27 protein-coding genes are annotated in these 25,895 nt (G+C 53.5%); 10 read left to right on the plus strand and 17 right to left on the minus strand.

From position 1 onward, the window contains the following. The first annotated feature begins 26 nt into the window (after nucleotides 1-26). Nucleotides 27-434, plus strand: coding sequence for a hypothetical protein (locus JXQ85_RS07070; protein WP_421748179.1), 408 nt, complete (start codon nucleotides 27-29; stop codon nucleotides 432-434). 74 nt (nucleotides 435-508) lie between these two features. Here JXQ85_RS07070 and proS read toward each other — a convergent pair whose 3' ends face one another. Both proS and JXQ85_RS07080 read right to left on the minus strand, forming a co-directional pair. Further along, a complete protein-coding gene (gene proS / locus JXQ85_RS07075) occupies nucleotides 509-1,861 on the minus strand; it encodes a proline--tRNA ligase (RefSeq protein ID WP_421748180.1) in 1,353 nt (450 codons plus the stop codon). Nucleotides 1,862-2,325: 464 nt separating this feature from the next. Then, nucleotides 2,326-2,700, minus strand: a complete 375-nt coding sequence (locus JXQ85_RS07080; RefSeq protein WP_421748181.1) for a nuclear transport factor 2 family protein — start codon at nucleotides 2,698-2,700, stop codon at nucleotides 2,326-2,328. A gap of 108 nt (nucleotides 2,701-2,808) precedes the next feature. On the opposite strand from JXQ85_RS07080, the gene ftrA reads away from it, so the two are divergent. Together ftrA and JXQ85_RS07090 are read left to right on the plus strand one after the other, a co-directional pair. Continuing rightward, complete coding sequence (gene ftrA / locus JXQ85_RS07085) at nucleotides 2,809-3,798, plus strand: transcriptional regulator FtrA (RefSeq protein ID WP_421748182.1); 990 nt, start codon at nucleotides 2,809-2,811, stop codon at nucleotides 3,796-3,798. A gap of 89 nt (nucleotides 3,799-3,887) precedes the next feature. After that, nucleotides 3,888-4,217 (plus strand): DUF1330 domain-containing protein, encoded by a 330-nt coding sequence (locus JXQ85_RS07090; protein ID WP_421748183.1) that lies wholly within the window; start codon nucleotides 3,888-3,890, stop codon nucleotides 4,215-4,217. A gap of 122 nt (nucleotides 4,218-4,339) precedes the next feature. Here JXQ85_RS07090 and JXQ85_RS07095 read toward each other — a convergent pair whose 3' ends face one another. Beyond that, nucleotides 4,340-4,546: a hypothetical protein gene (locus JXQ85_RS07095; RefSeq protein WP_421748184.1), complete on the minus strand. Its 207-nt coding sequence runs from the start codon at nucleotides 4,544-4,546 to the stop codon at nucleotides 4,340-4,342. A 205-nt stretch (nucleotides 4,547-4,751) separates the two neighbouring features. Between JXQ85_RS07095 and JXQ85_RS07100 the strand changes: the two genes are divergently transcribed. The 4 genes from JXQ85_RS07100 to JXQ85_RS07115 all read left to right on the plus strand — a co-directional run bounded on the left by JXQ85_RS07100 (nucleotide 4,752) and on the right by JXQ85_RS07115 (nucleotide 10,459). Next, nucleotides 4,752-5,831, plus strand: coding sequence for an AI-2E family transporter (locus tag JXQ85_RS07100; RefSeq protein ID WP_421748185.1), 1,080 nt, complete (start codon nucleotides 4,752-4,754; stop codon nucleotides 5,829-5,831). Nucleotide 5,832: 1 nt separating this feature from the next. Beyond that, nucleotides 5,833-6,504, plus strand: coding sequence for an HdaA/DnaA family protein (locus JXQ85_RS07105; protein ID WP_421748186.1), 672 nt, complete (start codon nucleotides 5,833-5,835; stop codon nucleotides 6,502-6,504). A 167-nt stretch (nucleotides 6,505-6,671) separates the two neighbouring features. Beyond that, the gene (locus tag JXQ85_RS07110; protein ID WP_421748187.1) at nucleotides 6,672-8,852 is read left to right on the plus strand and encodes an RNA degradosome polyphosphate kinase; all 2,181 of its coding nucleotides are present in this window, start codon (nucleotides 6,672-6,674) and stop codon (nucleotides 8,850-8,852) included. 68 nt (nucleotides 8,853-8,920) lie between these two features. Further along, nucleotides 8,921-10,459, plus strand: coding sequence for a Ppx/GppA family phosphatase (locus JXQ85_RS07115; RefSeq protein WP_421748188.1), 1,539 nt, complete (start codon nucleotides 8,921-8,923; stop codon nucleotides 10,457-10,459). On the opposite strand, the gene JXQ85_RS07120 is transcribed toward JXQ85_RS07115, so the two are convergent. From JXQ85_RS07120 to scpA, 5 genes are all read right to left on the minus strand, one after another. Then, a complete protein-coding gene (locus JXQ85_RS07120) occupies nucleotides 10,456-10,812 on the minus strand; it encodes a hypothetical protein (protein WP_421748189.1) in 357 nt (118 codons plus the stop codon). The two genes, JXQ85_RS07115 and JXQ85_RS07120, sit on opposite strands and share 4 nt — an antisense overlap. 30 nt (nucleotides 10,813-10,842) lie before the next feature. Continuing rightward, nucleotides 10,843-11,847 carry an endonuclease/exonuclease/phosphatase family protein gene (locus tag JXQ85_RS07125; protein ID WP_421748190.1) on the minus strand — a complete coding sequence of 335 codons (1,005 nt, stop codon included), beginning with the start codon at nucleotides 11,845-11,847 and terminating at the stop codon, nucleotides 10,843-10,845. Further along, nucleotides 11,847-12,527 (minus strand): TerB family tellurite resistance protein, encoded by a 681-nt coding sequence (locus tag JXQ85_RS07130; RefSeq protein ID WP_421748191.1) that lies wholly within the window; start codon nucleotides 12,525-12,527, stop codon nucleotides 11,847-11,849. The genes JXQ85_RS07125 and JXQ85_RS07130 overlap by 1 nt, the downstream gene beginning before the upstream one ends. 39 nt (nucleotides 12,528-12,566) lie before the next feature. Beyond that, the gene (locus JXQ85_RS07135; RefSeq protein ID WP_421748192.1) at nucleotides 12,567-13,046 is read right to left on the minus strand and encodes a GNAT family N-acetyltransferase; all 480 of its coding nucleotides are present in this window, start codon (nucleotides 13,044-13,046) and stop codon (nucleotides 12,567-12,569) included. Nucleotides 13,047-13,187: 141 nt separating this feature from the next. After that, nucleotides 13,188-15,326, minus strand: coding sequence for a methylmalonyl-CoA mutase (scpA, locus tag JXQ85_RS07140; RefSeq protein ID WP_421748193.1), 2,139 nt, complete (start codon nucleotides 15,324-15,326; stop codon nucleotides 13,188-13,190). Between the two features lie 141 nt (nucleotides 15,327-15,467). On the opposite strand from scpA, the gene JXQ85_RS07145 reads away from it, so the two are divergent. Continuing rightward, nucleotides 15,468-15,938 carry a DUF4174 domain-containing protein gene (locus JXQ85_RS07145; RefSeq protein ID WP_421748194.1) on the plus strand — a complete coding sequence of 157 codons (471 nt, stop codon included), beginning with the start codon at nucleotides 15,468-15,470 and terminating at the stop codon, nucleotides 15,936-15,938. An 81-nt stretch (nucleotides 15,939-16,019) separates the two neighbouring features. Here the strand turns inward: JXQ85_RS07145 and JXQ85_RS07150 are convergent, their stop codons facing one another. From JXQ85_RS07150 to JXQ85_RS07185, 8 genes are all read right to left on the minus strand, one after another. Next, nucleotides 16,020-18,065, minus strand: coding sequence for an acetyl-CoA carboxylase biotin carboxylase subunit (locus JXQ85_RS07150; RefSeq protein ID WP_421748195.1), 2,046 nt, complete (start codon nucleotides 18,063-18,065; stop codon nucleotides 16,020-16,022). A 131-nt stretch (nucleotides 18,066-18,196) separates the two neighbouring features. After that, nucleotides 18,197-18,406, minus strand: a complete 210-nt coding sequence (locus JXQ85_RS07155) for a hypothetical protein (protein WP_421748196.1) — start codon at nucleotides 18,404-18,406, stop codon at nucleotides 18,197-18,199. A 409-nt stretch (nucleotides 18,407-18,815) separates the two neighbouring features. Beyond that, on the minus strand, nucleotides 18,816-19,175 hold the full coding sequence (locus JXQ85_RS07160; protein ID WP_421748197.1) for a hypothetical protein: 360 nt from the start codon (nucleotides 19,173-19,175) through the stop codon (nucleotides 18,816-18,818). Nucleotides 19,176-19,247: 72 nt separating this feature from the next. Further along, nucleotides 19,248-19,391 (minus strand): hypothetical protein, encoded by a 144-nt coding sequence (locus JXQ85_RS07165; protein WP_421748198.1) that lies wholly within the window; start codon nucleotides 19,389-19,391, stop codon nucleotides 19,248-19,250. A gap of 226 nt (nucleotides 19,392-19,617) precedes the next feature. Continuing rightward, a complete protein-coding gene (locus JXQ85_RS07170) occupies nucleotides 19,618-20,034 on the minus strand; it encodes a DUF6497 family protein (protein ID WP_421748199.1) in 417 nt (138 codons plus the stop codon). Beyond that, a complete protein-coding gene (locus tag JXQ85_RS07175) occupies nucleotides 20,027-20,383 on the minus strand; it encodes a hypothetical protein (protein WP_421748200.1) in 357 nt (118 codons plus the stop codon). The genes JXQ85_RS07170 and JXQ85_RS07175 overlap by 8 nt, the downstream gene beginning before the upstream one ends. Next, nucleotides 20,383-20,847 carry a methyltransferase family protein gene (locus tag JXQ85_RS07180; RefSeq protein WP_421748201.1) on the minus strand — a complete coding sequence of 155 codons (465 nt, stop codon included), beginning with the start codon at nucleotides 20,845-20,847 and terminating at the stop codon, nucleotides 20,383-20,385. Before JXQ85_RS07180 ends, JXQ85_RS07175 begins: the two co-directional genes overlap by 1 nt. 24 nt (nucleotides 20,848-20,871) lie before the next feature. After that, nucleotides 20,872-22,404: an acyl-CoA carboxylase subunit beta gene (locus JXQ85_RS07185; RefSeq protein WP_421748202.1), complete on the minus strand. Its 1,533-nt coding sequence runs from the start codon at nucleotides 22,402-22,404 to the stop codon at nucleotides 20,872-20,874. 189 nt (nucleotides 22,405-22,593) lie between these two features. Here JXQ85_RS07185 and JXQ85_RS07190 point away from each other — a divergent pair, with 189 nt between their 5' ends. Beyond that, nucleotides 22,594-23,808, plus strand: a complete 1,215-nt coding sequence (locus JXQ85_RS07190; RefSeq protein WP_421748203.1) for a multidrug effflux MFS transporter — start codon at nucleotides 22,594-22,596, stop codon at nucleotides 23,806-23,808. Nucleotides 23,809-23,866: 58 nt separating this feature from the next. Beyond that, complete coding sequence (locus JXQ85_RS07195; RefSeq protein ID WP_421748204.1) at nucleotides 23,867-25,267, plus strand: helix-turn-helix domain-containing protein; 1,401 nt, start codon at nucleotides 23,867-23,869, stop codon at nucleotides 25,265-25,267. On the opposite strand, the gene JXQ85_RS07200 is transcribed toward JXQ85_RS07195, so the two are convergent. Beyond that, entirely contained in the window at nucleotides 25,268-25,855 is a 588-nt protein-coding gene (locus tag JXQ85_RS07200) for a LysE/ArgO family amino acid transporter (protein WP_421749038.1), read from the minus strand. Nucleotides 25,856-25,895 lie beyond the last annotated feature (40 nt).

Below are 25,895 nucleotides of genomic sequence, written 5' to 3' on the forward strand. Positions count from 1 at the left end.
GGCATTCGAAGACAAAGGATATCCGAATGCTCTCCAAATCGACTTTCCACAAAATCTATCGGCTTTCTGCTTGGTACGACATTTTGGTCAGCTGGCCCTTTGCCACGCCCATAACACTAGCACTGTTCTGGTCAGCAATGGGTGGAATGCATGACACCTTTGGATTGGCTCCCCTGCCCGCGCTCAACACCTATGCGGTGCTATTCGCCAACTTCTTTGGCACAGTTGTGTTGATCTGGTCCGTGCTGCGTCTGCGTCTGAACAATCCCAGCCTCGCGCGCTATGACGCTGTTGGGCGTTGGGCCTTTTCCGCTTGGCAGTTAAATGCACTTCTAATGGGCGCCAGCCCTATTCTCTGGATTTTCTTAGTCGCTGAAGTCACTTGGGGCATATTGCAGTCGCTGCCAGTGCGCGACGACGACATAGCAAGCTAGTGCAACAAAAAAGGCGGGGTCTGCCCCGCCTTTCTCTTACCTATAGTGAATTCTGATTGCTCAGTGTGTTTGCTTTACAGACCACTCACACGATGGTTGGCATATATCTCTGCAATCTTCTTTACGGCCCCTTCTGGTGACAGCTCTTCGCTTTCACCCGTCCGGCGCGATGTCAGCTCGACCACACCGTTTTTCAGACCACGTGGGCCAACAGTGATACGCCAAGGCAGACCAATCATATCCATCGTCGCAAACTTACCGCCTGCACGTTCTTTACGATCATCATAAAGCGGCTCTAGGCCCAGCGCTTCGATGCTCTTCTCTAGTGCTTCACAAGCTGCGTCTGCATCTTCGTCACCTTGCTTAAGGTTCACGATGCCCACATGGAACGGTGTGACCCCTTCTGGCCAGATGATACCTTTGTCGTCATGGCTTGCTTCGATGATCGCACCCAACAGACGAGAGACACCAATACCGTGGCTCCCCATGTGCACAGGAACGTTCTGCCCATCCGGCGTTTGCACCGTCGCACCCATCTTTTCAGAGTACTGAGTACCGAAGTAGAAGATCTGACCCACTTCGATACCACGCGCCGTGCGACGACGTTCTTCAGGCACCTCGTTAAAGGCTGCCTCGTCATGGGTTTCATCAGTCCGAGCATAACGAGATGTGAACTCTTCTAGGACCGCCTGACATTCTGCATGGCTATCAAAATCAATCTCGCGGTCACCAAATTTCAGATCAGTGATGTCGCTGTCATAGAAGACTTCGGATTCACCGGTTTCCGCCAACACGAGGAACTCGTGCGTATAGTCCCCACCGATTGGACCGGAGTCCGCACGCATTGGGATCGCTTGCAGGCCCATACGCTCATAGGTGCGCAGGTAGCTCACCAAGTGACGGTTATAGGCGTGCAGCGCGTCTTCTTTGGAAAGGTCAAAGTTGTAGCCGTCTTTCATAAAGAATTCGCGGCCACGCATCACACCAAAGCGTGGGCGGACTTCGTCGCGGAACTTCCACTGGATTTGATAGAGTGTCAGCGGCAGGTCTTTGTAAGACTTAACATGACTACGGAAGACATCTGTGAACATCTCTTCAGCGGTTGGGCTAAACAGCATGTCGCGCTCATGACGGTCTTTCATGCGCAGCATCTCTGCCCCGTAGCCATCGTATCGACCACTTTCCCGCCAAAGGTCCGCAGATTGCAGCGTTGGCATCAGCATCGGCACGTGCCCGGCGCGGATCTGCTCTTCGTGGACTATGTTCTCTAGCTTGCGCAGCACCTTGAAGCCCATCGGCAACCAAGAATAGATCCCTGCGCTGGATTGTTTGATCATTCCGGCCCGCAGCATATAGCGGTGGCTGACGATTTGAGCTTCCGAAGGTGTTTCCTTCAGAACCGGTAGAAAGTAACGGGACAGGCGCATCTGAGCTCCATGGGCTGAATTTTAACTTGCCCACGGTTTAGGGCCTTCCCTGACCGCAGGCAAGCAGGCAGATGTCTGTCCCGTTGTGGGAACACGCTCTAAAGCATGCCCCTATAGCTTTTGTCCCAGATATGCGCCGATCTTCTCAGCCATGTCTTGGTGAAGTGCGCCCCGGGACCGTCCCCTTCATCTCCACGTAGTGGATCAAGCTCGCCTTCCTTTTTCAGAATATCTGCACCCTTTGGTTTGCATTCCGCCAGAAAGCTAAAATGGGTCGCGTCAGGCACATAGATGTGCTCGGCATTTGGGATGATCTGAGCCGCCTCATAGGCGTGTACCCCGTCAGGAAGGCTTTTGTTCGCTCCATGATTGATCCCGCTAAGGTATATTTTACGGGCCTTCCAAATCGCGACATCTGTCCTCTCAAATTCCTAAATCAATAAATTGCCGATTTAGCCAATCGGTTAATCGAGGCTACGCTCAAGATTCCAAATCTTAGACACAATCTGCCAGCCATTCTCGCCTTTCACAAAACCAAGGTGATCAAGAAAGATATTCTTATGAGCGCGAATGCGGATTTTCACGGTCGCACTGATCGGTGAGAGGTAATCGATCATCAGGATCTCTGCCTCTTTGTCTTGCCCCACACTAGCAGGCGAAACCCGACCGGCCACATCCCGGCTGAAGCTATCAATGGGCTCTACAAAAACATTGCCATTGTCGGCATCAAACAGGCTAGATTGAGGATGAAAGACGGCGTTTAGTTTTTCCACATCACATTCGTGGATCGCGTCAAAATACGTGTCGATGGCTGCGATTAAGTCGTTCATCTGGTTCATGTGTCTTACTCCGTTAAATGTCCTACCCCTGTCTTGCCATGCCCCATAAAATCGCGATACTGACAGAATAGACATTAAACGGTCATATCCTGCCAACATTGAAACCTGATGATACACCACGCCAAAACCTCTTCTAACGCCCCCTTGGTGTGTGCCCTTGCCTATGACGGGCTGTGCACATTTGAGTTTGGGATCGCAGTTGAGCTGTTTGCACTTGCTCGACCCGAGTTTGACCAGTGGTACAGATACGCCACCGTCAAATCAGAACCCGGCCCGATCCGCGCGACAGGCGGGATCACAATGCAGGCCGACGGAGGCCTCGATCTGCTGTCAGACGCGAGCCTGATCATCGTTCCCGGTTGGCGCGGCGCAGATACCCCTGTGCCTGACACGCTTTGTGAGGCTTTACGCGCTGCCCATGCCAATGGCGCTCGTATCGCTTCTATTTGTTCGGGCGTGTTCGTTTTGGCGGCGGCTGGCTTGCTTGATGGACAGTCTGCAACCACACATTGGCGCTATACGGATAAGCTCGCCAAGATGTATCCGGCCATAACGGTTAATCCGGATGTCCTGTTTGTGGAAGGTGATGGCGTTTATACTTCTGCTGGTTCAGCAGCCGGTCTAGATTTAGGGCTGCACATCATTCGGCAAGATTTTGGCGCGCAGGTCGCGACGTCTGTGGCACGCAGGCTGGTTTTGCCTGCACAGCGCGATGGGGGGCAGCGTCAGTTCATTCCGCGGCCGGAACCCATGGCACGCATTGGATCAGGTCTGGCGACACTACAAGATCACATTCGCACCTCGTTGAATGAAAGCTGGCCTGTTGATCGTATGGCGCGGGAAAGTGGCACAAGCCCACGCACTTTGGCGCGCAGGTTTCATGAAGAACTGGGGATCACCCCATTGAATTGGCTCAAATCTGAACGCGTCGCCCGTGCGGCCGAGCTGCTGGAACGCGGTGGCGTGCCCCTCACAGATGTCTGGGATATTTGTGGTTTTGGGTCAGCAGAAACCTTTCGCCGCGATTTCCGCAAGATCATGGGAATCGCCCCGAACAAATATCGCGCCCGCCTTGGCGCAGAGGCCAACCCACTGTGAAATCAAAAGAATAGTAACGCCAAGTGAGCATTGCCCCATTGCACAATCACCGATACGCTCGACGGTGGGATGATAATATGGAGTGAGCAATGTCCGTTACCGTAGTGGCAATGGTCTCAATGAATGATGACGAGCCGTTGGCTCTGGCTGAATATTTCCGGGTGACAGGCCCCCTATTGGAAAAAGCCGGAGCAACAATCAAAAAGAATTTCACGATCAACGAGGTGGTGGTTGGGCACCGTCCTGCAAAGACCGTGTTTATTGTTGAATACCCGAACAAAGCCGCCGTTGATATGGTGTTTAAAAGCCCCGAATATCAATCGGTGATCCCGTCACGCGATCTGGCGTTTTCGGAATATAGCGTGACCATTGCAGCCGATGATAGCGGTGTACAAGCCGAGGTTGCCGCGCTCGACTAAAACGAAATTTTGGCACCAATCGAATGTGCCATTTTCCAGCTGGTTGCACCCTTCTGATGACTTTGAAACGATATTTCGTCTGTATAGTCATTTGGGTGCAACCCTTCAAAAAACGCATAGAACTACCCGCCATGCGAGCGTTTTACGTTCCCGTGCCAATCAGGGATATCCCCATCCAATACAATATCCGCAGAATTTGACTGCGGCAGTTCGATACTCGCGCCCAGTCCAAAGCTGAAGACAGCAGTGACGATCAACGCGGCGACCCATGGCGATATAGCCGGCGATATAAAATGCTGAATGTGTTGGCGATCCACTAGAGTGGTCATGACAATATCTCCTTTTGTCGGTTTGCATCTAGAAGATGGGAGCTGCTTAGGCATTCTCAAAATGAATTAATATGGTCTTATTCATCAATATTGGTGATGTGGGGTTTATTCTCGATCTCTGGCGACAGAGACCACAAATTGCCAAAGCTTGATTTGAACGGTTTCATACGCCATGTGTCTCATCAGGACAGGCAGCGAGGCGAGAATGGCTCTTCCGGTACAAGATCAAGTCAAATATTGGGGGATCACCTCCACGGTCTTTTTAGTAGCACTTTGGTTTTTGGGAGATGTGATCCTACCTTTTGTGTTGGCCGGAGCCATTGCCTATTTCCTTGACCCGGTCGCAGATCGCCTTGAAGGCATGGGTTGCAGTCGCGCGGCCGCCACGACGATCATAACGCTGGTGGTCATCCTCATCTTTGTGGTGATGGTATTGGCAGTTGTGCCAACACTCGTGTCACAGGCCACATCGCTTATTCAAACCGCCCCGCAACTGGCCTCGGATCTGCAGACCTTTTTAACAACGCGTTTCCCGCAACTTTTGGAACCAGATAGCGCCGTAAGCCAGGCCTTGGCGGCCATCGGAGAACAAGTTCAAACCAAAGGCGGTGCTTTGTTGCAAACAGCGCTGACCTCTGCGGCTTCGCTTCTGAATGTCGCCATTTTGCTGGTGATTGTGCCCGTTGTGGCCTTCTACCTCCTATTGGACTGGGACAATATGATTGCCAAGATCGACGGCTTGCTGCCACGCGATCATGCCCCTGTCATCCGCATGTTGTCTCTGCAAATCGATCAAACCCTTGCCAGCTTTGTGCGCGGCATGGGCACGGTCTGCCTGATCCTTGGCACGTACTATGCCATCTCACTTATGCTGGTCGGGCTGCAATTTGGTTTGGTTGTCGGTTTTATCGCTGGCTTGATTACTTTTATTCCCTACGTCGGCGCTCTGGTGGGCGGCGCACTGGCCATCGGCCTCGGCCTCTTCCAATTTTGGGGAGACTGGATGTCTTTGGGTTTGGTTGCTGCCATCTTTGGCTTGGGCCAAGTGATCGAAGGCAATGTGCTAACGCCTAAGCTGGTCGGCAGTTCTGTTGGATTGCATCCGGTCTGGTTGATGTTTGCATTGACGGTATTCGGCACACTTTTTGGCTTTGTTGGCATGCTGGTTGCCGTTCCTGTGGCCGCCGCCATTGGAGTGCTTGTGCGCTACGCTGCGGATCAGTACAAAGCCTCGCGGCTTTACACCGGTCAGATCGGTCGCCAAGCAGAACAAAAAGACGGCTAATATGGCAGAACAACTCAGCTTCGATTTGCCCGTGCGCCCTGCACTGGGCCGCGATGACTTCTTTGTTTCAGAAGCCAATGCCATGGCAGTGGCGCTGGTGGAAAACTGGCCCAATTGGTCCAGCGGTAAACTTGTGATTTCTGGCCCCGCTGGCAGTGGGAAAACCCATCTGGTGCATGTGTGGATGGGGTTGAGTGGCGGCCAGGTTGTCGAGGCCCTCGATTTGCCAGATGCCGATATCCCGCAGCTTGCCAGCAAACCCGTCGCTGTGGAAAACGTACATCTGATCGGCGATCACCCGTCAGCGCAAGATGCCCTGTTTCACTTGCACAATCTTGTGTTGGCTGAAGGCAATACACTGCTGTTAACTGGCATTGAGGCGCCCAAACACTGGGGCCTCAGCCTGCCCGACCTTGCCAGCCGTATGCAGGGTACGATGAATGCCACACTGTCTGATCCAGACGATATGCTGCTGTCTGTTTTACTGGCCAAACTCTTCTACGACCGGCAATTGGTACCAACACCGGACACCATCCCGTTTCTGGTCAAACAAATCGACCGCAACTATGCGGCCGCCCGCGATTTGGTCGAAGACCTCGATCGCGCATCTTTGTCGGAAAAAAAGCCGATCACCCGCCCGTTTGCGAGCCGGCATCTGCGAAATAAAGTGTAGTTGATAAAACAACACAATCGGATCTCTCCAAACACCAATATCTATACAATGGGCGCGCAAGATACGCCTCTAAGCTGTTTATTTGATTGCCAAACACTACTGGACATCCTTCCGATGCACTCTAAGATTGTCATCTTTCCGTCACCGTTCTCTGGCATATGGCCCAAATGACTCAAGCAGACTTCCTAAAATCCGATTTTCCGACCGCCGTAGATCTGCCCGGGATCGACAGCGCTGGCCCCTCGCGGTTCTTTAACCGAGAGCTCAGCTGGCTCAGCTTTAACTGGCGCGTGCTCGAAGAAGCCGAAAACACCTCCGTTCCCCTATTGGAACGTCTGCGGTTCCTGTCGATTTCTGCGGCCAACCTGGATGAATTCTACACCGTACGTGTGGCCGGTCTGCGTGAGCTTTTTCGTGAAGGGAATGCCACTCCGGGCCAAGACGGTCTAACACCTTCAGAACAGCTGGTTCTGATCAACGAGGATGCGCGCAACCTGATGCAATCCCAGCAGAGCATCTTTGTGGCGCTTCGGGATGAGCTAGAAACCGAAAATATCGTGCTCTTAAACCACAAGGGTGTGACGAAAGACGACAAACCTTTCCTGCAGGAATTCTTTCTGAACAAAGTGTTCCCGGTTCTCTCTCCGCTGGCGATCGACCCGGCGCACCCCTTCCCATTTATTCCCAACCTTGGCTACTCTCTGGCCTTGGAGCTTGAGCGTAAAAAAGACAAACGCTTCCTGCAGGCGCTGTTGCCGATTCCACAACAGATTGACCGTTTTATCGAGCTGCCAACCGAAGGCGATCAACAGCGGTTCCTGCCACTGGAAGACCTGCTGCTTCTGCATCTGGATAGTTTGTTTCCTGGCTACAAAACCAAAGGCCATTGCACCTTCCGCGTATTGCGTGACAGCGACCTTGAAGTCGAAGAAGAAGCAGAAGATCTGGTGCGCGAGTTTGAAGTCGCATTGAAACGCCGCCGTCGTGGCGAAGTTGTGCGCATGAAAATGTCGGCCAACGCGCCCAAACGTCTGCAAAATCTGATCATGCGCGAGCTGCATGTGAAAAGCGATCAAGTGGTTGAAATCGAAGGCATGATTGGCATCGCCGATCTGAAAGAGCTGGTTCTGGACGACCGCCCAGATTTGCTGTGGCCCTCGTTCACACCCCGTGTGCCTGAAAGGGTTCAGGACCACAGCGGTGATATGTTTGCGGCAATTAAACAAAAAGACATGCTGTTGCATCACCCCTATGAAACCTTCGACATGGTGGTGAGGTTCCTTACGCAAGCGGCGCGTGATCCCAATGTGGTGGCGATCAAACAGACGCTTTATCGCACGTCCAATCGCTCTCCAATCGTGGAGGCCCTCTGTGAAGCTGCCGAAGACGGCAAATCCGTCACGGCTTTGGTGGAACTCAAAGCGCGCTTTGATGAGGCCGCCAACATTCGTCAATCCCGCCGATTAGAGCGCGCAGGTGCGCATGTTGTTTACGGCTTCACTGATTGGAAGACCCACGCCAAAATCTCAACCGTGGTGCGTCGCGAAGGCGACCGTCTAGTGACCTATACCCATTATGGAACCGGCAACTACCACCCGATCACGGCCAAGATTTACACGGACCTTAGCTTTTTCACCTGCGACGATGGTCTTGGCCGCGATGCGACCAAAGTCTTTAACTATCTGTCGGGCTACGTGCTGCCCGATCGATTGGAAAACCTCGCGATCTCGCCGCATTCCTTAAAATCCACTCTGATTGCAAAAATCAACGCCGAGATAGAACACGCCAAAGCTGGTAGGCCTGCGGAAATCTGGGCCAAGATGAACTCGTTGATCGAACCAGAAGTCATCGACGCGCTTTATGCAGCCTCTCAGGCGGGCGTGAAAATTAGCCTTGTGGTGCGCGGCATCTGTGGTCTGCGTCCCGGCATAAAAGGGCTTTCCGACAACATCCGGGTGAAATCCATCGTCGGACGTTTTCTGGAACACAGCCGCATTGCTTGTTTTGGCAATGGTCACGGGATGCCATCTAAGGAGGCCGACGTTTATATTTCATCAGCCGATTGGATGGGCCGTAACTTGAATCGCCGCGTGGAAACGCTGGTGCAAATCAAAAACCCAACCGTGAAGGCGCAGATTGTCAGCCAAGTTATGGCAGCGAACCTTGCGGATGTGGCGCAAAGCTGGGTGATGAACCCAGATGGCGGTTTTGATCGTGAACCTGTGCCGGAAGGCCAATTTGCCTTTAATTGCCACCGCTTCTTTATGGAAAACCCGTCGCTTTCTGGCCGAGGATCTGCTGGTGCAGCCGATGTGCCAAAACTGACCCACACAAATGGCACCCGCTGAGGCATCCTGCTGCATTGACGCTGCTTCATGACTGACGCATTTTAAATCAACGTCATACGGAGTGATTCATGGACGGCACTGGCGATTCCGCACAGGATTGGGGGCCTTTTGGCCGCCCGCTATTTGACGATGCAGCTGCGCGAAAGCTGTCGCGTGTTGGCGTTGTAGACGTCGGATCAAACTCTGTTCGACTGGTGGTCTTTGATGGGGCGGCCCGCAGCCCCGCGTATTTCTACAATGAAAAAATCATGTGTACGCTGGGGGCTGGCCTGTCCGAAACCGGCCATCTGAACCCCGAAGGTCGTGTACGTGCGCTCAATGCGATCCGCAGATTTCAAGATATTGCCGCCAACATCTGCCACGAGCCATTGACTGCCGTTGCCACCGCCGCGGTGCGAGAAGCCAAAGACGGGCCTGATTTTTGCGCTGAGGTGCTGCGCGAAACGGGTTTGGACATCCACGTGATTGACGGCCAAGAAGAAGCCCGTCTTTCCGCCCAAGGCGTTTTACTTGGCTGGCCTGGTTCCTATGGTCTTGTGTGCGACATTGGCGGCTCGTCCATGGAACTCGCTGAAATGAGCGATGGTGAAATTGGTAAACGCGTCACGTCACAACTTGGTCCGCTGAAACTGCGCGATGTGGCTGGAGGCGTTGAAGGACGGCGCGCCTATATTCATAAATCCCTCGATGAGCTTCAAGCCTATATGGGCGATCAGCAGAACCGTCTGTTCTTGGTGGGCGGCTCTTGGCGTGCCATTGCGCGTATCGATATGGAGCGCAGGAATTATCCGCTGCGCGTGTTGCATGAATACCGGATGGACACAGATGACATTCGAAAAACCGCAGCCTATATCCAAGCCTATAACCCAGAAGAGCTGCGCCAGCGGTGCGGTGTATCAGCTTTGCGTATGTCTTTGATTCCAATGGCAATCGAAGTGTTGATTGGCGTGGCGGAAAGGTTTGAGCCACATGACATTGCGATTTCATCCTACGGCATTCGTGAAGGCATGCTGTATGAACAAATGCCCAAAAAGCTGCGCAAACGCGACCCTCTGATCGAAGCCTGCCGGTTCGCTGAAAACAAAGATGCGCGTCTGCCCGGCTTTGGTAAATCGCTTTTTAGTTTTGTCACTCCGCTCTTTCCAAATGCAGATCCCGTGCGCATGCGCTTGGTAAAAGCGGCATGTTTGCTGCATGACGTCAGCTGGCGCGCGCATTCTGACTATCGGGCTGAAACCTGTTTTGACTATGCCACGCGCGCTAACCTGGGTGGCCTGAGCCACAATGAGCGTGTATTCTTAGGGTTGGCCTTGCTACATCGCTACCGCAACAAGCGCGAAGGCACACGGTTTGCGGATATGTTCAGCCTTCTCACAGACAAAGAGCTGCACGAGGCAGAAGTGCTGGGCAAAGCCATGCGGTTTGGCGCGATGCTGTGGATGAAGAAGGACGCAGAGATGGGGCAGTTTGCCTACGATCCTGCGGCGAAATCTTTAGAGCTGACTCTCCCCGCCTCAGCATCTTCGCTTTACGGTGAAGTTGCTGCAGCCCGATTGGAATCTTTGGCAAACGCTATGAAAGCAGACCTGACTCTCATCAGCGCTTAAAGTTCGATGATGCCTTCTTCGGATTCTTCGACAGGTGCATCTGGCTTTCGGCGAATGATAATGTCGCCATTGGGGAGAACCTCTGGGGCTTCATAAATGCTCCAATCTTCCACCTCATCGATGAGCTCTCCAAAAGCCGGGCCCATTTCCGAAAAGAACTCCAACATCTGAGGCCCCATATCTTCGGTGAGTGCCTTCAGGTCATCAATCGCCGGCTCCATCTGTTCCGTCAGGCCCCGTAGGAACAGTTCTGCACCCTGTTGCATCAAGGATTTACCGTCGCCCTCTTCCTCAGCAATCGCTGGGGGTGCAACTGTAAGCAAACCAATCAAAAGAAAGTGTTTCATAGACATGATTTGGGTCCTTCGCAGGCCAATTTCAATTCAGATATCAATATCCATTGTAACAGGAAAATGGTCGGAAGCAGTCAATAAGGCTTCTCGCAAAGCGGTATCCCGCCAACAGGCGCGGTCATCAAACGGGTGCCAAATACGCCAACTTGGCTGTTTCGCGCGCAGATCAGCTGACACCATGATATAATCAAGAAGCGCTTGTAAGTACCTCTTTTCTTTCTCAATATAAAACCGAGAGGTCGTGGGTTGAGCGGCCAATCTTCGACCAAGAGCAGCGCGTGCATGTGGATCATGTAGGCAATCACTGCCTTCTTCTCCAAGCACGATTTCGACGGAAGATCGGCCAAATAGATCCTCGTATTCATCCAGCCCCGGGCCGTCGTTCAAATCCCCCGCCACAATAAGCGACTCGCCATTTTGTAGGTGATTGACAATGCGACGACGCAGCCACACGGCCTGAGCCAATTGCTTTCGCCGATTGGCGATCGAAATGCGCATCACCTCATCGCGATTGCGCGCGCCATGCGGCGCTTTGGATTTCAAATGCGCGCCAATCAAACGGAAGCCGACACCTGCCTTGGTCGTCAAAGCAAGCTCTAACGGCGGCTTTGAAAACACCACCGTATCGGCCTGCTCATCGACATCGAGATCGATGTCAAAACTCTGATCGAACCGCGGCGCATCTGGCGCGCTGATGGGGTCATGTTTCGCTGTCAAAACGTCTGGATCATAAAGCAGCGCAATTTCCTGCTGGGTATCGTTGGAAAAACCAATGATCGCATTGCGTGCGCGTAAATTGAAAGTCTCAGCAAAATGCTCAAGCGCTGGCACTGTCGCGCGTCTGCTGTTTTGATCGGGAGCTTCGACCACGAGGATCGCGTCGGCGTCCATCGCGTTAAAAACATGCGCTAATGCTTCAGTTTGTTGCCGTTTTGAAACGTCATAACGCGACGACCAGCTGTCATCCAAAAGCAATTGATTGTCATCATCAAAAAGATGAGTGAACCATTCGACATTAAAGGTCGCGATCCGCATCAGGCCGCTTTACCGCTGATGGTTTCCCAGGCCTTATTCACGTCAATCATCTTTTTCTCCGCCAGTTTTACTGCTTCTTCTGGCAGGCCACGTGCGATCATCGCATCGGGATGGGTTTCGCGCACCAATTGCCGCCAGGCCTTACGCGCGTCTTCTTGCGACGTATCCTGATCAATCCCTAACACCGTATAGGGGTCAGGTTCGGCATCTGGCACGAAGCGCGTTTTGATGGCCTGGAAACGCGCCGGATCCATCTCAAAAATTTCAGCAACCCGATCCAGAAACACATCTTCGTTGGGGTGAAATTCTCCGTCTGCCATCGCGATGTGAAACAGGCCTTCCATGAGATCACAGAAACAGGCGTGATCCTCTGAAAAGAGATTACGAATCCGCTGCGCATAGTCTTCAAATCCCGCCGCGTCCTGCCGCGCCAGATTAAAGACTTTAGCGGCTCCTGCCTCATCCGCTGGTGCGATATGAAAGACTTCACGAAAGGCCGTGACCTCATCACGCGTGACATGCCCGTCTGCTTTGGCCATCTTGGCCCCGAGCGCAATCACAGCAATTGTGAAGGCTACGGACCGTTCCGGAGGCGTGCGCAGACGATCAAAAACCTCTGATAGGCTTTCGCCGTTTGCAAGCGCCGAGATGGCTTCGCTGATCTGGGTCCAAATGCTCATGGGTTCAATCTATGTATTTTCTTCGTCAAAGTCAGGGCGTCACAGAAATTTCTGCATCAAAATCAAGTCCATCCACCGGTCAAACTTGTAGCCAACTTCAGGCACTTGAGCGACCATCTTAAACCCAAGTGCAGTGTGAAAGCGAATTCCAGCTTCGTTCTCGCCGGAAATCCCAGCCATCATTGAATGCACGCCGTCTTCTTTGGCCACCATAAGCAAAGCATCCATCAAGGCGCGCCCAGCCCCAAGCCCGCGTGCATCAGGCGCCAGATAAACCGTATGTTCCTTGCTGTGACGGTAGCCGACCCCGCCACGAAACGCGAAATAGGTCGCAAAGCCCACAACGGATGCATCGTGTTCAGCAACAAGAAACGCAGCACCTGCGGTTTCGATCATGCCAGCGATTTCGGCATCTGATTTTTCAATTGAGTTAAACGTGCTGACACCAGCACGGATTTCAGCATTCCAAATCGCCGCAACACTGGCGGCATCTGCTGAAATGGCCTTGCGAATAATCATGGGCGTGTCCTCTATTCAGAGGCCACCCTAGGCAGAAAGGGCGCGCAAACAACCCTTTTTTCTGTTCCAAGATTTCTCTTGAAGCAAAGCCCTTCTGAGATGTGGAACAGGGGGCAAATTGCCCCCTGTATTGCATATCATTTAAGCGCGTGCTTCGCGGATGAGGCGCAGAATATCCTGTGCCGCCTCAGGGATATTGGTGCCCGGACCAAAGATCGCCTTCACACCTGCGTTTTTCAGGAAGTCGTAATCCTGCTGCGGAATAACCCCGCCACAGATAACAATGATGTCTTCTGCGTCGTTGTTTTTCAGCGCTTTGATCAGCTGTGGTGCCAATGTTTTATGACCCGCGGCTTGTGATGAAATCCCTACGACGTGCACATCGTTATCAATAGCATCCTGTGCAGCTTCATCTGGTGTCTGGAACAATGGCCCTACATCCACGTCAAAGCCGATATCCGCAAAGGCGGTCGCAATCACCTTGGCCCCACGGTCATGACCGTCTTGGCCCATCTTAACCACCAGAAGACGTGGGCGGCGGCCCTCTTCTTCTGCGAAATCTTCGATGGATTGCTGAATGCGCGCGAAATCTTCGTCGCCTTCGTAAGCTGCGCCATAGACGCCTGCCAGGGTCTTCACTTCCGCACGGTGGCGGCCGAATTCATCTTCCATTGCCATGCTGATCTCTCCGACTGAGGCACGTTGGCGTGCGGCTTCAACGGCGGCTTCCAGCAGGTTGCCACCCTCTTTCGCGCGGCGTGTCAATTCAGCCAAAGCCGCCTGACAAGCATCGGCATCTCGTGTGTCACGCATTTTGGTCAGACGCGCGATCTGGCTGTCACGAACCGCCATATTGTCGACATCCAGAATGTCGATCGGCTCTTCTTTGTCTTTGCGATACTTGTTCACGCCGACAACGACCTCGGTGCCACGATCAACCATGGCCTGACGACGTGCAGCACTTTCTTCGATGCGCAACTTTGGCATGCCAGAGGCCACAGCCTTGGTCATACCGCCCATTTCTTCGACTTCTTCCATCAAAGCCCAAGCTTTATCAGCCAGCTCTGCGGTCAGGCTTTCGACGTAGTAGGACCCCGCCAAAGGATCGACAACATTGGTAACGCCGGTTTCTTCCTGCAAAATCAACTGGGTGTTCCGCGCAATACGCGCTGAGAAATCAGTTGGCAGCGCAATCGCCTCATCCAAAGCATTGGTGTGCAGCGACTGGGTGCCACCCAGAACTGCAGACATCGCCTCATAGGCTGTGCGGATCACGTTGTTATACGGGTCTTGTTCCTGCAGCGACACGCCAGAGGTCTGACAATGGGTACGCAGCATCTTGGAGCGCTCGGACTTCGCCCCAAATTCGGTCATGACCTTGTGCCACAACAGGCGTGCCGCGCGTAGTTTCGCAGCTTCCATGAAGAAGTTCATGCCAATCGCAAAGAAGAAGCTTAGGCGACCCGCGAATTTATCGACATCCATGCCTGCTTCAATGGCCGCACGCACGTATTCCCGCCCATCTGCGATCGTATAGGCCAGCTCTTGCACTAGGTTCGCGCCCGCTTCCTGCATGTGATAGCCGGAAATCGAGATCGAGTTGAATTTTGGCATCTCATTCGAGGTGTACTCGATGATGTCCGAAATGATCCGCATCGAAGGCTCTGGCGGGTAGATATAGGTGTTGCGCACCATGAACTCCTTCAGAATGTCATTCTGAATGGTGCCCGCCAGCAGTGCCTTATCATGCCCCTGTTCTTCACCAGCGACGATGAAACTTGCCAAGATTGGAATAACCGCGCCGTTCATGGTCATCGAGACAGACACTTTGTCGAGAGGAATGCCGTCAAAGAGCACTTTCATGTCCTCAACCGAGTCAATCGCAACGCCAGCTTTACCAACATCGCCTACCACACGTGGGTGATCAGAGTCATAGCCTCGGTGCGTTGCCAAATCGAAGGCCACAGATACACCCTGCTGACCGGCGGCGAGGTTGCGGCGATAGAAGGCATTGGACTCTTCAGCCGTTGAAAAACCCGCATATTGACGGATCGTCCAAGGGCGGCCTGCATACATGGACGCCTTTACACCACGCGTGAACGGGCCAAAACCTGGCAAGGTGCCCATGTGGTCCAGCTTATCGGTGTCATCCTGCGTATAAAGCGGTTTGACCTCGATGCCTTCCAGGGTGTCCCAGTTCAGATCTTCCAGCGGACGGCCACGCAGCTCTTTCTCTGCGAGTTTTGCCCATTCTTCTTTGGTGACTTTGTTGGTAGTCATGGCGACGTCCTTTTTCTGTCAAAGCAGCAGGCTGCCTTGGTCGTCTCATTGCGTCCCGTTAAGCGCGGGTCTGCAAAAATAATTCTATTGATTGCATCAGCAGCCATCGAATTTGCGCGCGCATGGCCTATATTAGAAGACATGACGCACTTGAAACGATTCTGCTTAGCTATTGTTTTGCCATTGTTTATTGGCCCCGCATACGCACAGGACCAAGCGCCTGCACCCGAGGCAGACGCACCCACACCGAGCATCTTTTTTGATGCAAACGGCGTGGATATCGCTGAATTCCAATGGGTCAACCGGCTGGTGGTTGTCTTTGCAGACAGTCCCGCAGACCCTCGTTTTGCCCAGCAAATGGAGATGCTGGAGGCTCTGCCAGAGGAACTGGCAGAACGTGATGTGATTGTCTTGTCAGATGCTAATCCAGCGCTCAAAACCGCCCTACGCACCAAATACCGCCCACGCGGATTCATGATGGTGCTCGTTGGCAAGGATGGCACGGTGTATCTGCGTAAACCCCTACCTTGGGATGTGCGCGAGATTTCACGTTCCATCGACAAGCTGCCAACGCGCCAGCAGGAAATTCGCGACAGACGGCTCACGCAGTAGCGTGCGAAGTGAGATGCACGCAATGGAGCATCGGGCTGCAAAGCAACCCCTGCCCTTATATCGCGCGCAGCTACCATTGGCTTATTCGAACTCCATGATCACATCATCAACCGCAAGGCTGTCACCAGCGCCAGCGTTGATTTTGGTGACCACAGCAGTCTTTTCGGCGCGCAGAATGTTCTCCATCTTCATGGCTTCCACGGTACAAAGCGCCTGACCTTCCTGGACTTCCTGCCCCACTTCCACGTCGACCTTCACGATCAGACCCGGCATTGGGCACAGCAGCAGTTTTGACGTATCTGGAGCCACTTTTTCTGGCATCAGTTTCGCTAGCTCAGCCTGACGCGGGGTGCGCACATGCACCTTCATGTCTGCACCGCGGCTGCGAATACGGAACCCGCCAGAGATTTTGCCAACCTTCAGAACCAAAGGTGCGCCATCAACTTCTAACGTCGCCAGTTGATCGCCCGGCGTCCAGTCAGAGGCCACCCGCATGCTAGTGCCATCATCAAAGGTGACGTTTGCGCCATCCTGATCGGCATCAACTTTCGCCGCGAACTCAGTGCCTTGCAAAGTGACAACCCAATCTTCACCAACGCGGCGCTCGTGGTTATCCATACGGCCAGAGACGCGTGTACGGCGGATTTCAGCAACCCGGTGCATCGCTGCGGTTGCAGCAGCGATCCGGCGCAACTCGGCCTCGCCCAGCTCAACGCCTTCAAACCCATCAGGGTATTCTTCTTCGATGAAGGCCGTTGTCATATCACCGGAGGTGAATTTTTCGTGGTCCATGACGGCTGCAACGAATGGCAGGTTGTGGCCAATACCTTCGACTTCAAAACCGTCCAGCGCGTTGCGCATGGCTTCGATGGCCGTCGCGCGATCCGGGCCCCAAGTACAGAGCTTGGCGATCATCGGGTCGTAGTACATTGAGATTTCGCCACCGTCGTAAACGCCGGTGTCATTTCGCACTGCGGTTTCACCTACTGGCGCATCGCCGTGCCAAGTGCCGTTTTCAGCCATTGGGCCTGCTGCCACTTCCGCCGGTGGGCGATAACGTGTCAAACGACCAATGGATGGCAAGAAACCGCGATATGGGTCTTCGGCGTAAAGACGGTTTTCAATCGCCCAACCGGTCAATTTCACGTCATCTTGTTTGATGGACAGAGGCTCGCCATTGGCGACACGGATCATCTGCTCAACCAGATCAACACCGGTGATCAGCTCGGTCACAGGGTGTTCCACCTGCAGACGTGTGTTCATCTCAAGGAAGTAGAAGTTCTTGTCGCCATCGACGATGAACTCGACTGTCCCGGCAGAGGCGTAGCCAACGGCCTTTGCCAGAGCAACGGACTGCTCACCCATCGCTCTACGAGTGGCTTCGTCGAGGAACGGAGATGGTGCTTCTTCCACAACCTTCTGGTTCCGGCGCTGAATGGAACATTCGCGCTCACCCAGATAGATGCCATTGCCATGTTGGTCGCACAGCACCTGAATTTCGATGTGGCGCGGTTGGGTGACGAATTTCTCAATGAAAATCCGGTCATCGCCAAAGGAGTTCGCCGCTTCGTTCTTGGACGATTGGAAACCTTCACGGGCTTCATCGTCGTTCCAAGCAATCCGCATGCCTTTACCGCCGCCGCCAGCAGAAGCTTTGATCATCACCGGATAGCCAACTTCATTGGAAATCTTAACTGCTTCTTCAGCGTCTTCGATCAGTCCCATGTAGCCTGGAACCGTGGAAACACCGGCTTCTTGCGCGATTTTCTTAGAGGTGATCTTGTCACCCATCTTTTCAATGGCGCCTTTAGGCGGGCCCACAAATGCAACGCCAGCGGCTTCCAGCGCTTCGGCGAAACTCGCGTTTTCAGACAGGAAACCATAACCCGGATGCACAGCCTGAGCGCCGGACTGTTTGATCGCGTCCATGACTTTGTCGATGACAATATAAGATTGGTTCGCCGGTGGCGGGCCAATGTGAATGGCTTCGTCGGCCATAGACACATGCAGCGCGTTTTTATCGGCATCAGAGTAGATGGCGACCGTAGAGATCCCCATTTTCTTGGCCGTTTTCATCACCCGGCAGGCGATCTCACCCCGGTTGGCAATCAGGATCTTATTGAACATCGAAAGTCCCTTCTGGTTCGTGATCTGCGCGGGTGTCCCGCGCAGACAAAGACAATAAAAAACCATCAAGGCCTAAGTGGGCCTTGATGGTTCTATTCATCGGATGCGCCCGCAAAGGCGCAGGTGTCAGATCAGTTACATTTTTCTGGATAGGTCTGGCAGTAAAGCACGTTGGCGCCTGCACCAATGACCGCAGCTGTTTTTGCATTGCCACCCGTGACAATGGCCGCGCCGGCACCGGCGCCTGCACCAAGTACGCCCTGTTCCAGCGCCGTGTCACCGCAGGCCGCGAGCCCACCAAAGGCGATACATGTGATCGCTGTAATCTTGAAAAATTGCATCTGCTGTTGCCCTTTGTTTCTTGGTTTCTGCGAGGCGAGCATGCCATGGATTTCACCATTGGCAATCGGCGCGCAAAAATGCGGCGTTGATCGGCGGCGATCTGCGCATTTGCATCAAGAAAATAAGGGAAAAATGAAAGTGCAGCCGGCGCGGTGGGGACAATACCAGGCCGACTGCATTGGGAAGGGTAACGGAATACACAGTTACAAGCATCCACAGGGGTCACCGTCGATGCCATAACCTGACTATTCTCACGTGTTGCGCCCGGCGCAACCTCAGCCTTAGGGTTAGCAGCATTGTCAGCACCATCCCGCGCAGTTTCACCGATCGTCGGCAAAGACATGCCAAAAGGCAGGCCCTTTGCAGAGGCAAACCGGTGAAAACCAGCGGAATATGGCCGACAGTTGCTCATCTCCAGTCTGATCCATCAAACGCATCCGGGAAGGACGCCTGCGCCACAGCGGCGTCAATGCGCAGCAAAGCGTCATAGCTTGCAGGGTCAAATGGATCTTCGGCGGGTACAACCTCGCGACCAAAGAGCCAGCTCAAACGACCTGCATCCAGATTTCCACGTTCAAACGGTTCTTCGCCAAACTGTTCCCAAAGCGCCTGCATAAAGCCAAGGTCAGCTTTACGATCTGGCGGACGACGATCCTTGAACCGTTCACGACGTGTGATCGGTGTCACCCCTTTGGGGTTCGGACGGCGAATTGTGAATTGAAAGTCAGTGCCCGGCAGACGGCCCGGGAAACCACGATGCTTTAGCATACCAGCCCCTCCTGAGCAGAGAGACCGTGGAATTCGGAGGCCCGCACAACAGGAGCGGCCCTCCGAAGGGAATTATTTGTATTTGCCGGTGTGTGTCGGCTCAGTCGAGATCGGCGCTGGATCTGTGACAACGTACTCTTCTTCGGCTTGCTGAGCGCAGGCCGCAACGAAAGCAACGAGGCCGAATGCGACCATAGTTTTGATGGTTTTGGACATGTTAGTCTCCTAATTTTCTTTTCAGTCTCAACAGAGTCGAATGACTCTGCCTGCCCCACGTTTTGGCCCTCGGAGGAGAGCGAGGTATCTTGGGAATACCCGTGGGCGAATCTAGCCGAAAACTTAGAAGAAAGAAACGGAACAGCAGGTCTGTGCAGCGGTAGTGACGCCAAAGACGCAACTTCCTGCCGATCCGAACCCTCTGCCCCTATATATTGTGGCTTCATCAGAATGCCTCCCAGATACAGGTGTCGTTTTCCAAGGTGAAAACCTCGAAATACTGGGTGACATCGGAGTTGGCGACCCCAAATGCGGTTTCTCGGTCCGAAAAGGACACGATGATTTGATCGACGGACCGGCTATCTGTCGCAAGCTTAGGCAGCCCAACGTCCTGACAGATCACCGCAAAGTCATCCGACACGGTGCTGTAGGTGACGTCATCTGCCCCAATTGCCGGTGCCACAAAGCGCAGACGTAGGGCTTTGGTGCCGTCTTGCAATTGATCATAAAGCGTTTCTTGCAGGGTCATCTGCAAGCCAGAGGGCACAACCGGACTATCCTCCATAGCGCCGGCTGTGGTCGCGCACTGCAAAGCCCCTCCGATCGCGACAATTTTCAATGCAACATTCAGGTGATCAAACATGAGACGACCCTCGGCGTTGCGCATACCGCACCCAACGGGCGCGTTTACCTGTGTCTGCCAGAAGATCTGCAATCCGATCCTCTAAGGTTTGGCGCGCAACGTTCAGATCACATTGCCCACCGGCACGGATGGTCAAATGATCGTCACAGTCGCGCACTTCCACCACAGGCGAAAACCCAGGTTGGTTTTGCAAAGCACGCCACAGATCCTGACGCACCTGTTGCGCCACCCGCAGCTTATCCCCAAAGGGCAGCTTGGTTTCTGCGGACACATCAAACCGCGCCGGAACCCTGCGAGTCACGGTCACGGACTGATCATCCTTTAGAATATGCCAAGCGTTTTTCGCCATCAAAGCCACCGCCGTGTGCGCTCAAGAAGCGCCTCATAGGGTTGTCCGAATTTGCGACTTAGATAGGCCTCTTCATGAATGACAACGCCCCAGTTCAGAGCGGCCCAAAGGATTGGCGCTATCAAAAGGGCCCATTCCAGAGAAAACAGAAAGGCCAAGGCCAGCTGAAGAGTAATCATACCAAGATACATTGGATTTCGCGAAATCTGATATGGGCCACTTTCAACCAACACCAAAGCCTCTTCTTTAGGATCAACGTTGGTACCGGCAGCTTTAAAAGCCCGCGCGCCAGCCACCGCCAACCATAAAGCGAAACAGCCCAAAACTGCGCCCAGTGCAAGTTGCCAATAAGGTCCGGCAAACGCCCAGCCCAAGGGCAATACCCAATCCAAAATCGCAGCTGCAACAGGTGCAATAACTGCCAAATATGGAGGGTAAAGCTTCATGTCTGGGGCATCTGCCATCTAAGTTTCCTTAATCCCGACGACTTACAGCGGGATATTGTCGTGTTTTTTCCAAGGGTTCTTCAGCGACTTATTGCGTAAAGACGCAAAGGCACGGCTGACACGACGACGGGTGGAATGCGGCATGATCACCTCATCGATAAAGCCCCGCTCTGCGGCCACAAATGGGTTCGCGAAACGGTCTTCATAGTCTTTGGTGTGGGCAGCAATCTTATCTGCATCGCCCAGATCAGCACGGTGGATGATCTCTGTCGCACCCTTGGCACCCATCACCGCGATTTCCGCTGTTGGCCAAGCATAGTTGAAGTCGCCGCGCAGGTGTTTGGATGCCATAACGTCATAAGCGCCGCCATAGGCTTTCCGGGTGATCACAGTCACTTTTGGCACTGTCGCTTCGCCGTAAGCAAAGAGCAGCTTCGCGCCGTGCTTAATGACGCCGCCGTATTCCTGAGAGGTGCCAGGGAGGAACCCAGGAACGTCAACCAGCGTCATGATTGGAATTTCAAAGCAGTCACAGAAGCGCACGAAACGCGCGGCTTTGCGGGAGCTGTCGATGTCCAAGCAACCCGCCAGAACCATAGGTTGGTTCGCGACGACACCCACAGTCTGACCTTCCAAACGGATGAAGCCAGTGATGATGTTCTTGGCGTAATCTTCTTGAATTTCGTAGAAATCACCCTCGTCTGCCACCTTGGTGATCAGCTCTTTCATGTCGTATGGAGTGTTCGGGTTCTCAGGGATCAGTGTATCAAGGCTGTCCTCGATCCGGCCCGGCTCATCAAAGAACGGACGCACTGGCGGCTTTTCTTTGTTGTTGAGCGGCAGGAAATCGACCAAACGGCGCACTTCAGCCAATGCCTCAACATCGTTTTCAAAGGCACCATCGGCCACAGAAGACTTTTTGGTATGCGTGGATGCACCACCTAGTTCTTCTGCAGTCACCACTTCGTTGGTCACAGTCTTCACAACGTCAGGACCGGTCACAAACATGTAAGACGTGTCTTTCACCATAAAGATGAAATCGGTCATCGCTGGGGAATAGACTGCACCACCAGCACATGGCCCCATGATCAAAGAGATCTGCGGCACAACGCCGGACGCCATGATGTTGCGCTGGAATACTTCAGCATAGCCCGCCAAAGAGGCAACGCCTTCTTGAATACGTGCGCCGCCGGAATCGTTGATGCCAATGATAGGCGCGCCGTTTTGCACTGCCATGTCTTGGATTTTACAGATCTTTTCCGCGTGGGTTTCGGACAACGAACCACCAAAGACGGTGAAGTCTTGAGAGAACACATAGACCATACGGCCATTGATTGTGCCCCAACCTGTGATGACACCATCACCTGCAGGTTTTTGCTCTTCCATCCCAAACTCGGTACAGCGGTGCGCCTTAAACATATCGAATTCTTCAAAGCTGTCTTCGTCCAGCAGCAATTCGATGCGTTCGCGCGCTGTCAGTTTACCTTTTGCATGCTGACTATCGATCCGGCGCTGACCGCCACCTAGGCGGGCGACGTTACGGCGTTCTTCGAGCTCTTGAAGAATATCTTTCATATTGGGTCCCCTTGGATTTGCAGGCAGCATAGCCGCAGTGCAGCATCTCGCAAGGATTATCCCGCAAATTTGCAAATCACAGCAAACTTACATGTTGCTAATTGCAAATTTGCAAATATTGAACCATTTGGTTTACTTTCATCTCGAGACTAATGGACAGACACAAGAAAGCCTCTTACGGCTGGAGTCATGCAAGACCTGACGCACGGGCGCTATTTTAAGCGCACCTCCCCGCCGCATATTTCAACATTGATCTTACTGGCCGGCCTCGCCGCGCTTAGTATGAATGTGTTTTTGCCTAGCCTGCCAAATATGGCGGAGTATTTTCAGACAGACTATCGCGTTATGCAGCTGTCGGTCGGGATTTACCTGGGATGCAGTGCGTTTTTGCAAATCCTGATCGGACCACTGTCAGATAAACTAGGGCGCCGACCCGTAATCCTATGGGGCTTGGCCCTATTTATGCTTGCAACCGTTGGCTGTCTGCTGGCGCCAACCGTCGAAGTCTTTTTGGCCTGCCGCATGGCGCAGGCCGTGATTGCGACTTCGATGACGCTTAGCAGAGCAGTGGTGCGTGACCTCTATGATGACGCGAGGGCCGCTTCGATGATTGGCTATGTGACAATGGGCATGTCCGTTGTCCCAATGGTTGGCCCGGCGATTGGTGGCGTTCTTCAAGAAGAATTTGGCTGGCAGTCGAACTTCTGGATGCTCATCCTCTTTGCAGCCATGATTTTCGCGATCACTTGGTTTGACCTTGGCGAAACCAAAGCCCAGAGCGGCAAGAGCTTGATTGGTCAGTTTCGCGAATACCCCGAGCTTCTGACATCGCTGCGCTTCTGGGGCTACACGATGGCCTCTGCACTCTCGTCCGGGACCTTCTTTGCCTATATCGGCGGGGCTCCGTTTGTAGGAACCACGATCTATGGCATGGATGCCAAGGGCCTCGGACTGGTCATCGCAACACCCGCGATTGGCTATATGGCCGGCAACTTCCTTTCCGGGCGCTATTCCACTCGCATCGGATTGAATAGAATGATCTTTTTCGGCTGCCTTGTTAGTACCGCAGGGCCAACAATGGCCTTTATCGCAAATGTCTTAGGCATTCCGTCCCCTATCGCCTTCTTTGCACCAATGGTGCTGATTGGCCTTGGAAATGGCATGACCATTCCAAACGCAACCGCAGGTGCGCTGTCGGTGCGCCCACACCTTGCTGGAACGGCGTCGGGCCTGACAGGCGCCCTCTTGATTGGCATCGGTGCCGCGTTGTCGGCCATCGCTGGTCTTCTGTTGACTGAGGAAACCGGTGCCGCGCCACTACTGATCCTTATGATCGCCTGTGGCGCGCTGGGTTTCATGACCATCTGGCTGGTCGTGCGTCGCGAGCGGCAAATCGTTGGCTAGGTTTGCAATATTTGCAGGATTGCCTTAGGAATTCTGCAAACTTGCAAAGGACACCTCGATGGCCACCCAAAAACTATTCGCCGGTGCAAAGTTGCGTGAAATCCGTAATCGGGTTTCTTTGACACAAAAAGACTTTGCCCAGAAGCTTGGCGTTTCCCTGCCCTATTTGAACCAGATGGAGAACAACAACCGTCCGGTGTCGACAACAGTTGTTTTGGCTTTGGCGCAGGAATTTGGGATCGATGTTACGGAACTTACCACCGGTGACAGCGAACGTCTGGTCAGTGACATCCGCGAGGCCCTCGCCGACCCGATCCTTGCCGAGGACGACGTCCCGCTCGCAGATATCCGGCTTTCCGCCTCAAACGCCCCGGCACTGGCCCGCGCCTTTCTCAGGTTGCACCACGCCTACCGGCAGACCCATGAACGACTTGCTTCATTGGATGAAGCTCTGGGTCGCCAGGACGCCAAAACACAGGCAAGCCCATGGGATGAGGTCCGCGACTTCTTTCACTATTGTGATAATTACATCGACGCTGTTGATAGATCCGCAGAGAATTTTGCACAATCCGCACAAACAAAGGGTGGAATCCAAAATGCAGCGATCGAAGCGTTGGAGCATATTGGCGTTACAGTTCAATTGGACAGTTTAAATGCCCTCAGACGCTATGATCCGCAAAGCAAAACGCTCACGTTGTCAAATCTCGCCACGCCCGAGACACGCAACTTTCAACTCTTGCTGCAAGTCGCTCTTTTACAAAGAAATTCTCTACTTGAAGCCACTCTAGATCTTGCACGATTTCAGTCCGATGCAGCGCGTCAAATCGCGAAAATCGGCCTCGCAAATTACTTTGCCGGCGCAGCCTTGATGCCATACGAATGCTTTTTGGATGCGGCACGGCGCACGCGCCATGACTTGGAAATCCTTGCCACCCAATTTGGGGCCTCAATCGAGCAGGTCGCCCACCGTCTTTCCACATTGCAAAGACCGCATCACAAAGGGGTGCCGTTCTTTTTTGTGCGCGTCGATCAAGCAGGGACGATCACCAAACGGCACTCTGCCACAAGATTGCAATTCGCACGGTTTGGTGGTGCCTGCCCTCTTTGGAACGTGCATCAGGCTTTTGAAACCCCAGGTCGCTTTCTGCGACAGCTTGCAGAAACGCCAGACGGCGTGCGTTACTTTTCTCTGGCGCGTGATGTGTCAAAATCCGGCGGACACTACGGCGCACCAGTTCGGCGCTATGCTATAGCTTTGGGGTGCGAAATCAAACATTCTGATCAGATCGTTTATGCCGACAACATGGATGTTTCTTCTGCAGCCTCGTTCGAGCCGATTGGCATCTCGTGCCGCATTTGTGAGCGACCAGACTGCCACCAGCGATCCGTTCCACCGCTAGAGCGCAAGTTGACCATCCATGAAAACGAACGGGGCGTAGTACCTTACGAAGTCGGTTAATCAGCCCAATAGCAACTTTGCTGCAATGGCCCACATCACGATGCCAACAATGGCATCAAGGATGCGCCATGCGCGTGGGCTTGTGAAAAGTGGCCGCAAGAGCCTTGCCCCGTAACCCAATGAAAAGAAAAAGACAAAGCTGGAAACCACAGCGCCAAATCCGAAGCTCCAGGTTGGCGAGTATTGTGCAGAAATTCCACCGAGCAACACAACTGTATCAAGGTAAACATGAGGGTTGGCCCAGGTCAGAAGCAAACAGGTGCTAACCGCTGCCCAAAGGCCTGTCGCGGTCTTACCACTGGTTTCCAGAGCGCCCCCCTCGCGTAGGGCGGAACGGAAACTGAGAAATCCGTAGACGATCAGAAACGCCGCTCCACCCCACTTTGCCAGGGATACTACGAGTGGGAAAGCAAGGACGAGAGCTCCAAACCCGGCGACGCCTGCGGCAATCAACAGCGCGTCAGATATGGCACAAGTCAGGACCAGCGGCAGGACATATTCCCCTTTTAGACCCTGACGTAAAACAAAGGCGTTTTGCGCGCCAATTGCCAAGATCAAGGAAAAGCCGAGCAAGAACCCAGCACCCATCGCTTCGTACAATTTTATTCTCCACTTCGCTGGACTTGTA

Origin of the sequence: Cognatishimia sp., assembly GCF_049116455.1 — a bacterium.
GTDB lineage: Bacteria > Pseudomonadota > Alphaproteobacteria > Rhodobacterales > Rhodobacteraceae > Cognatishimia.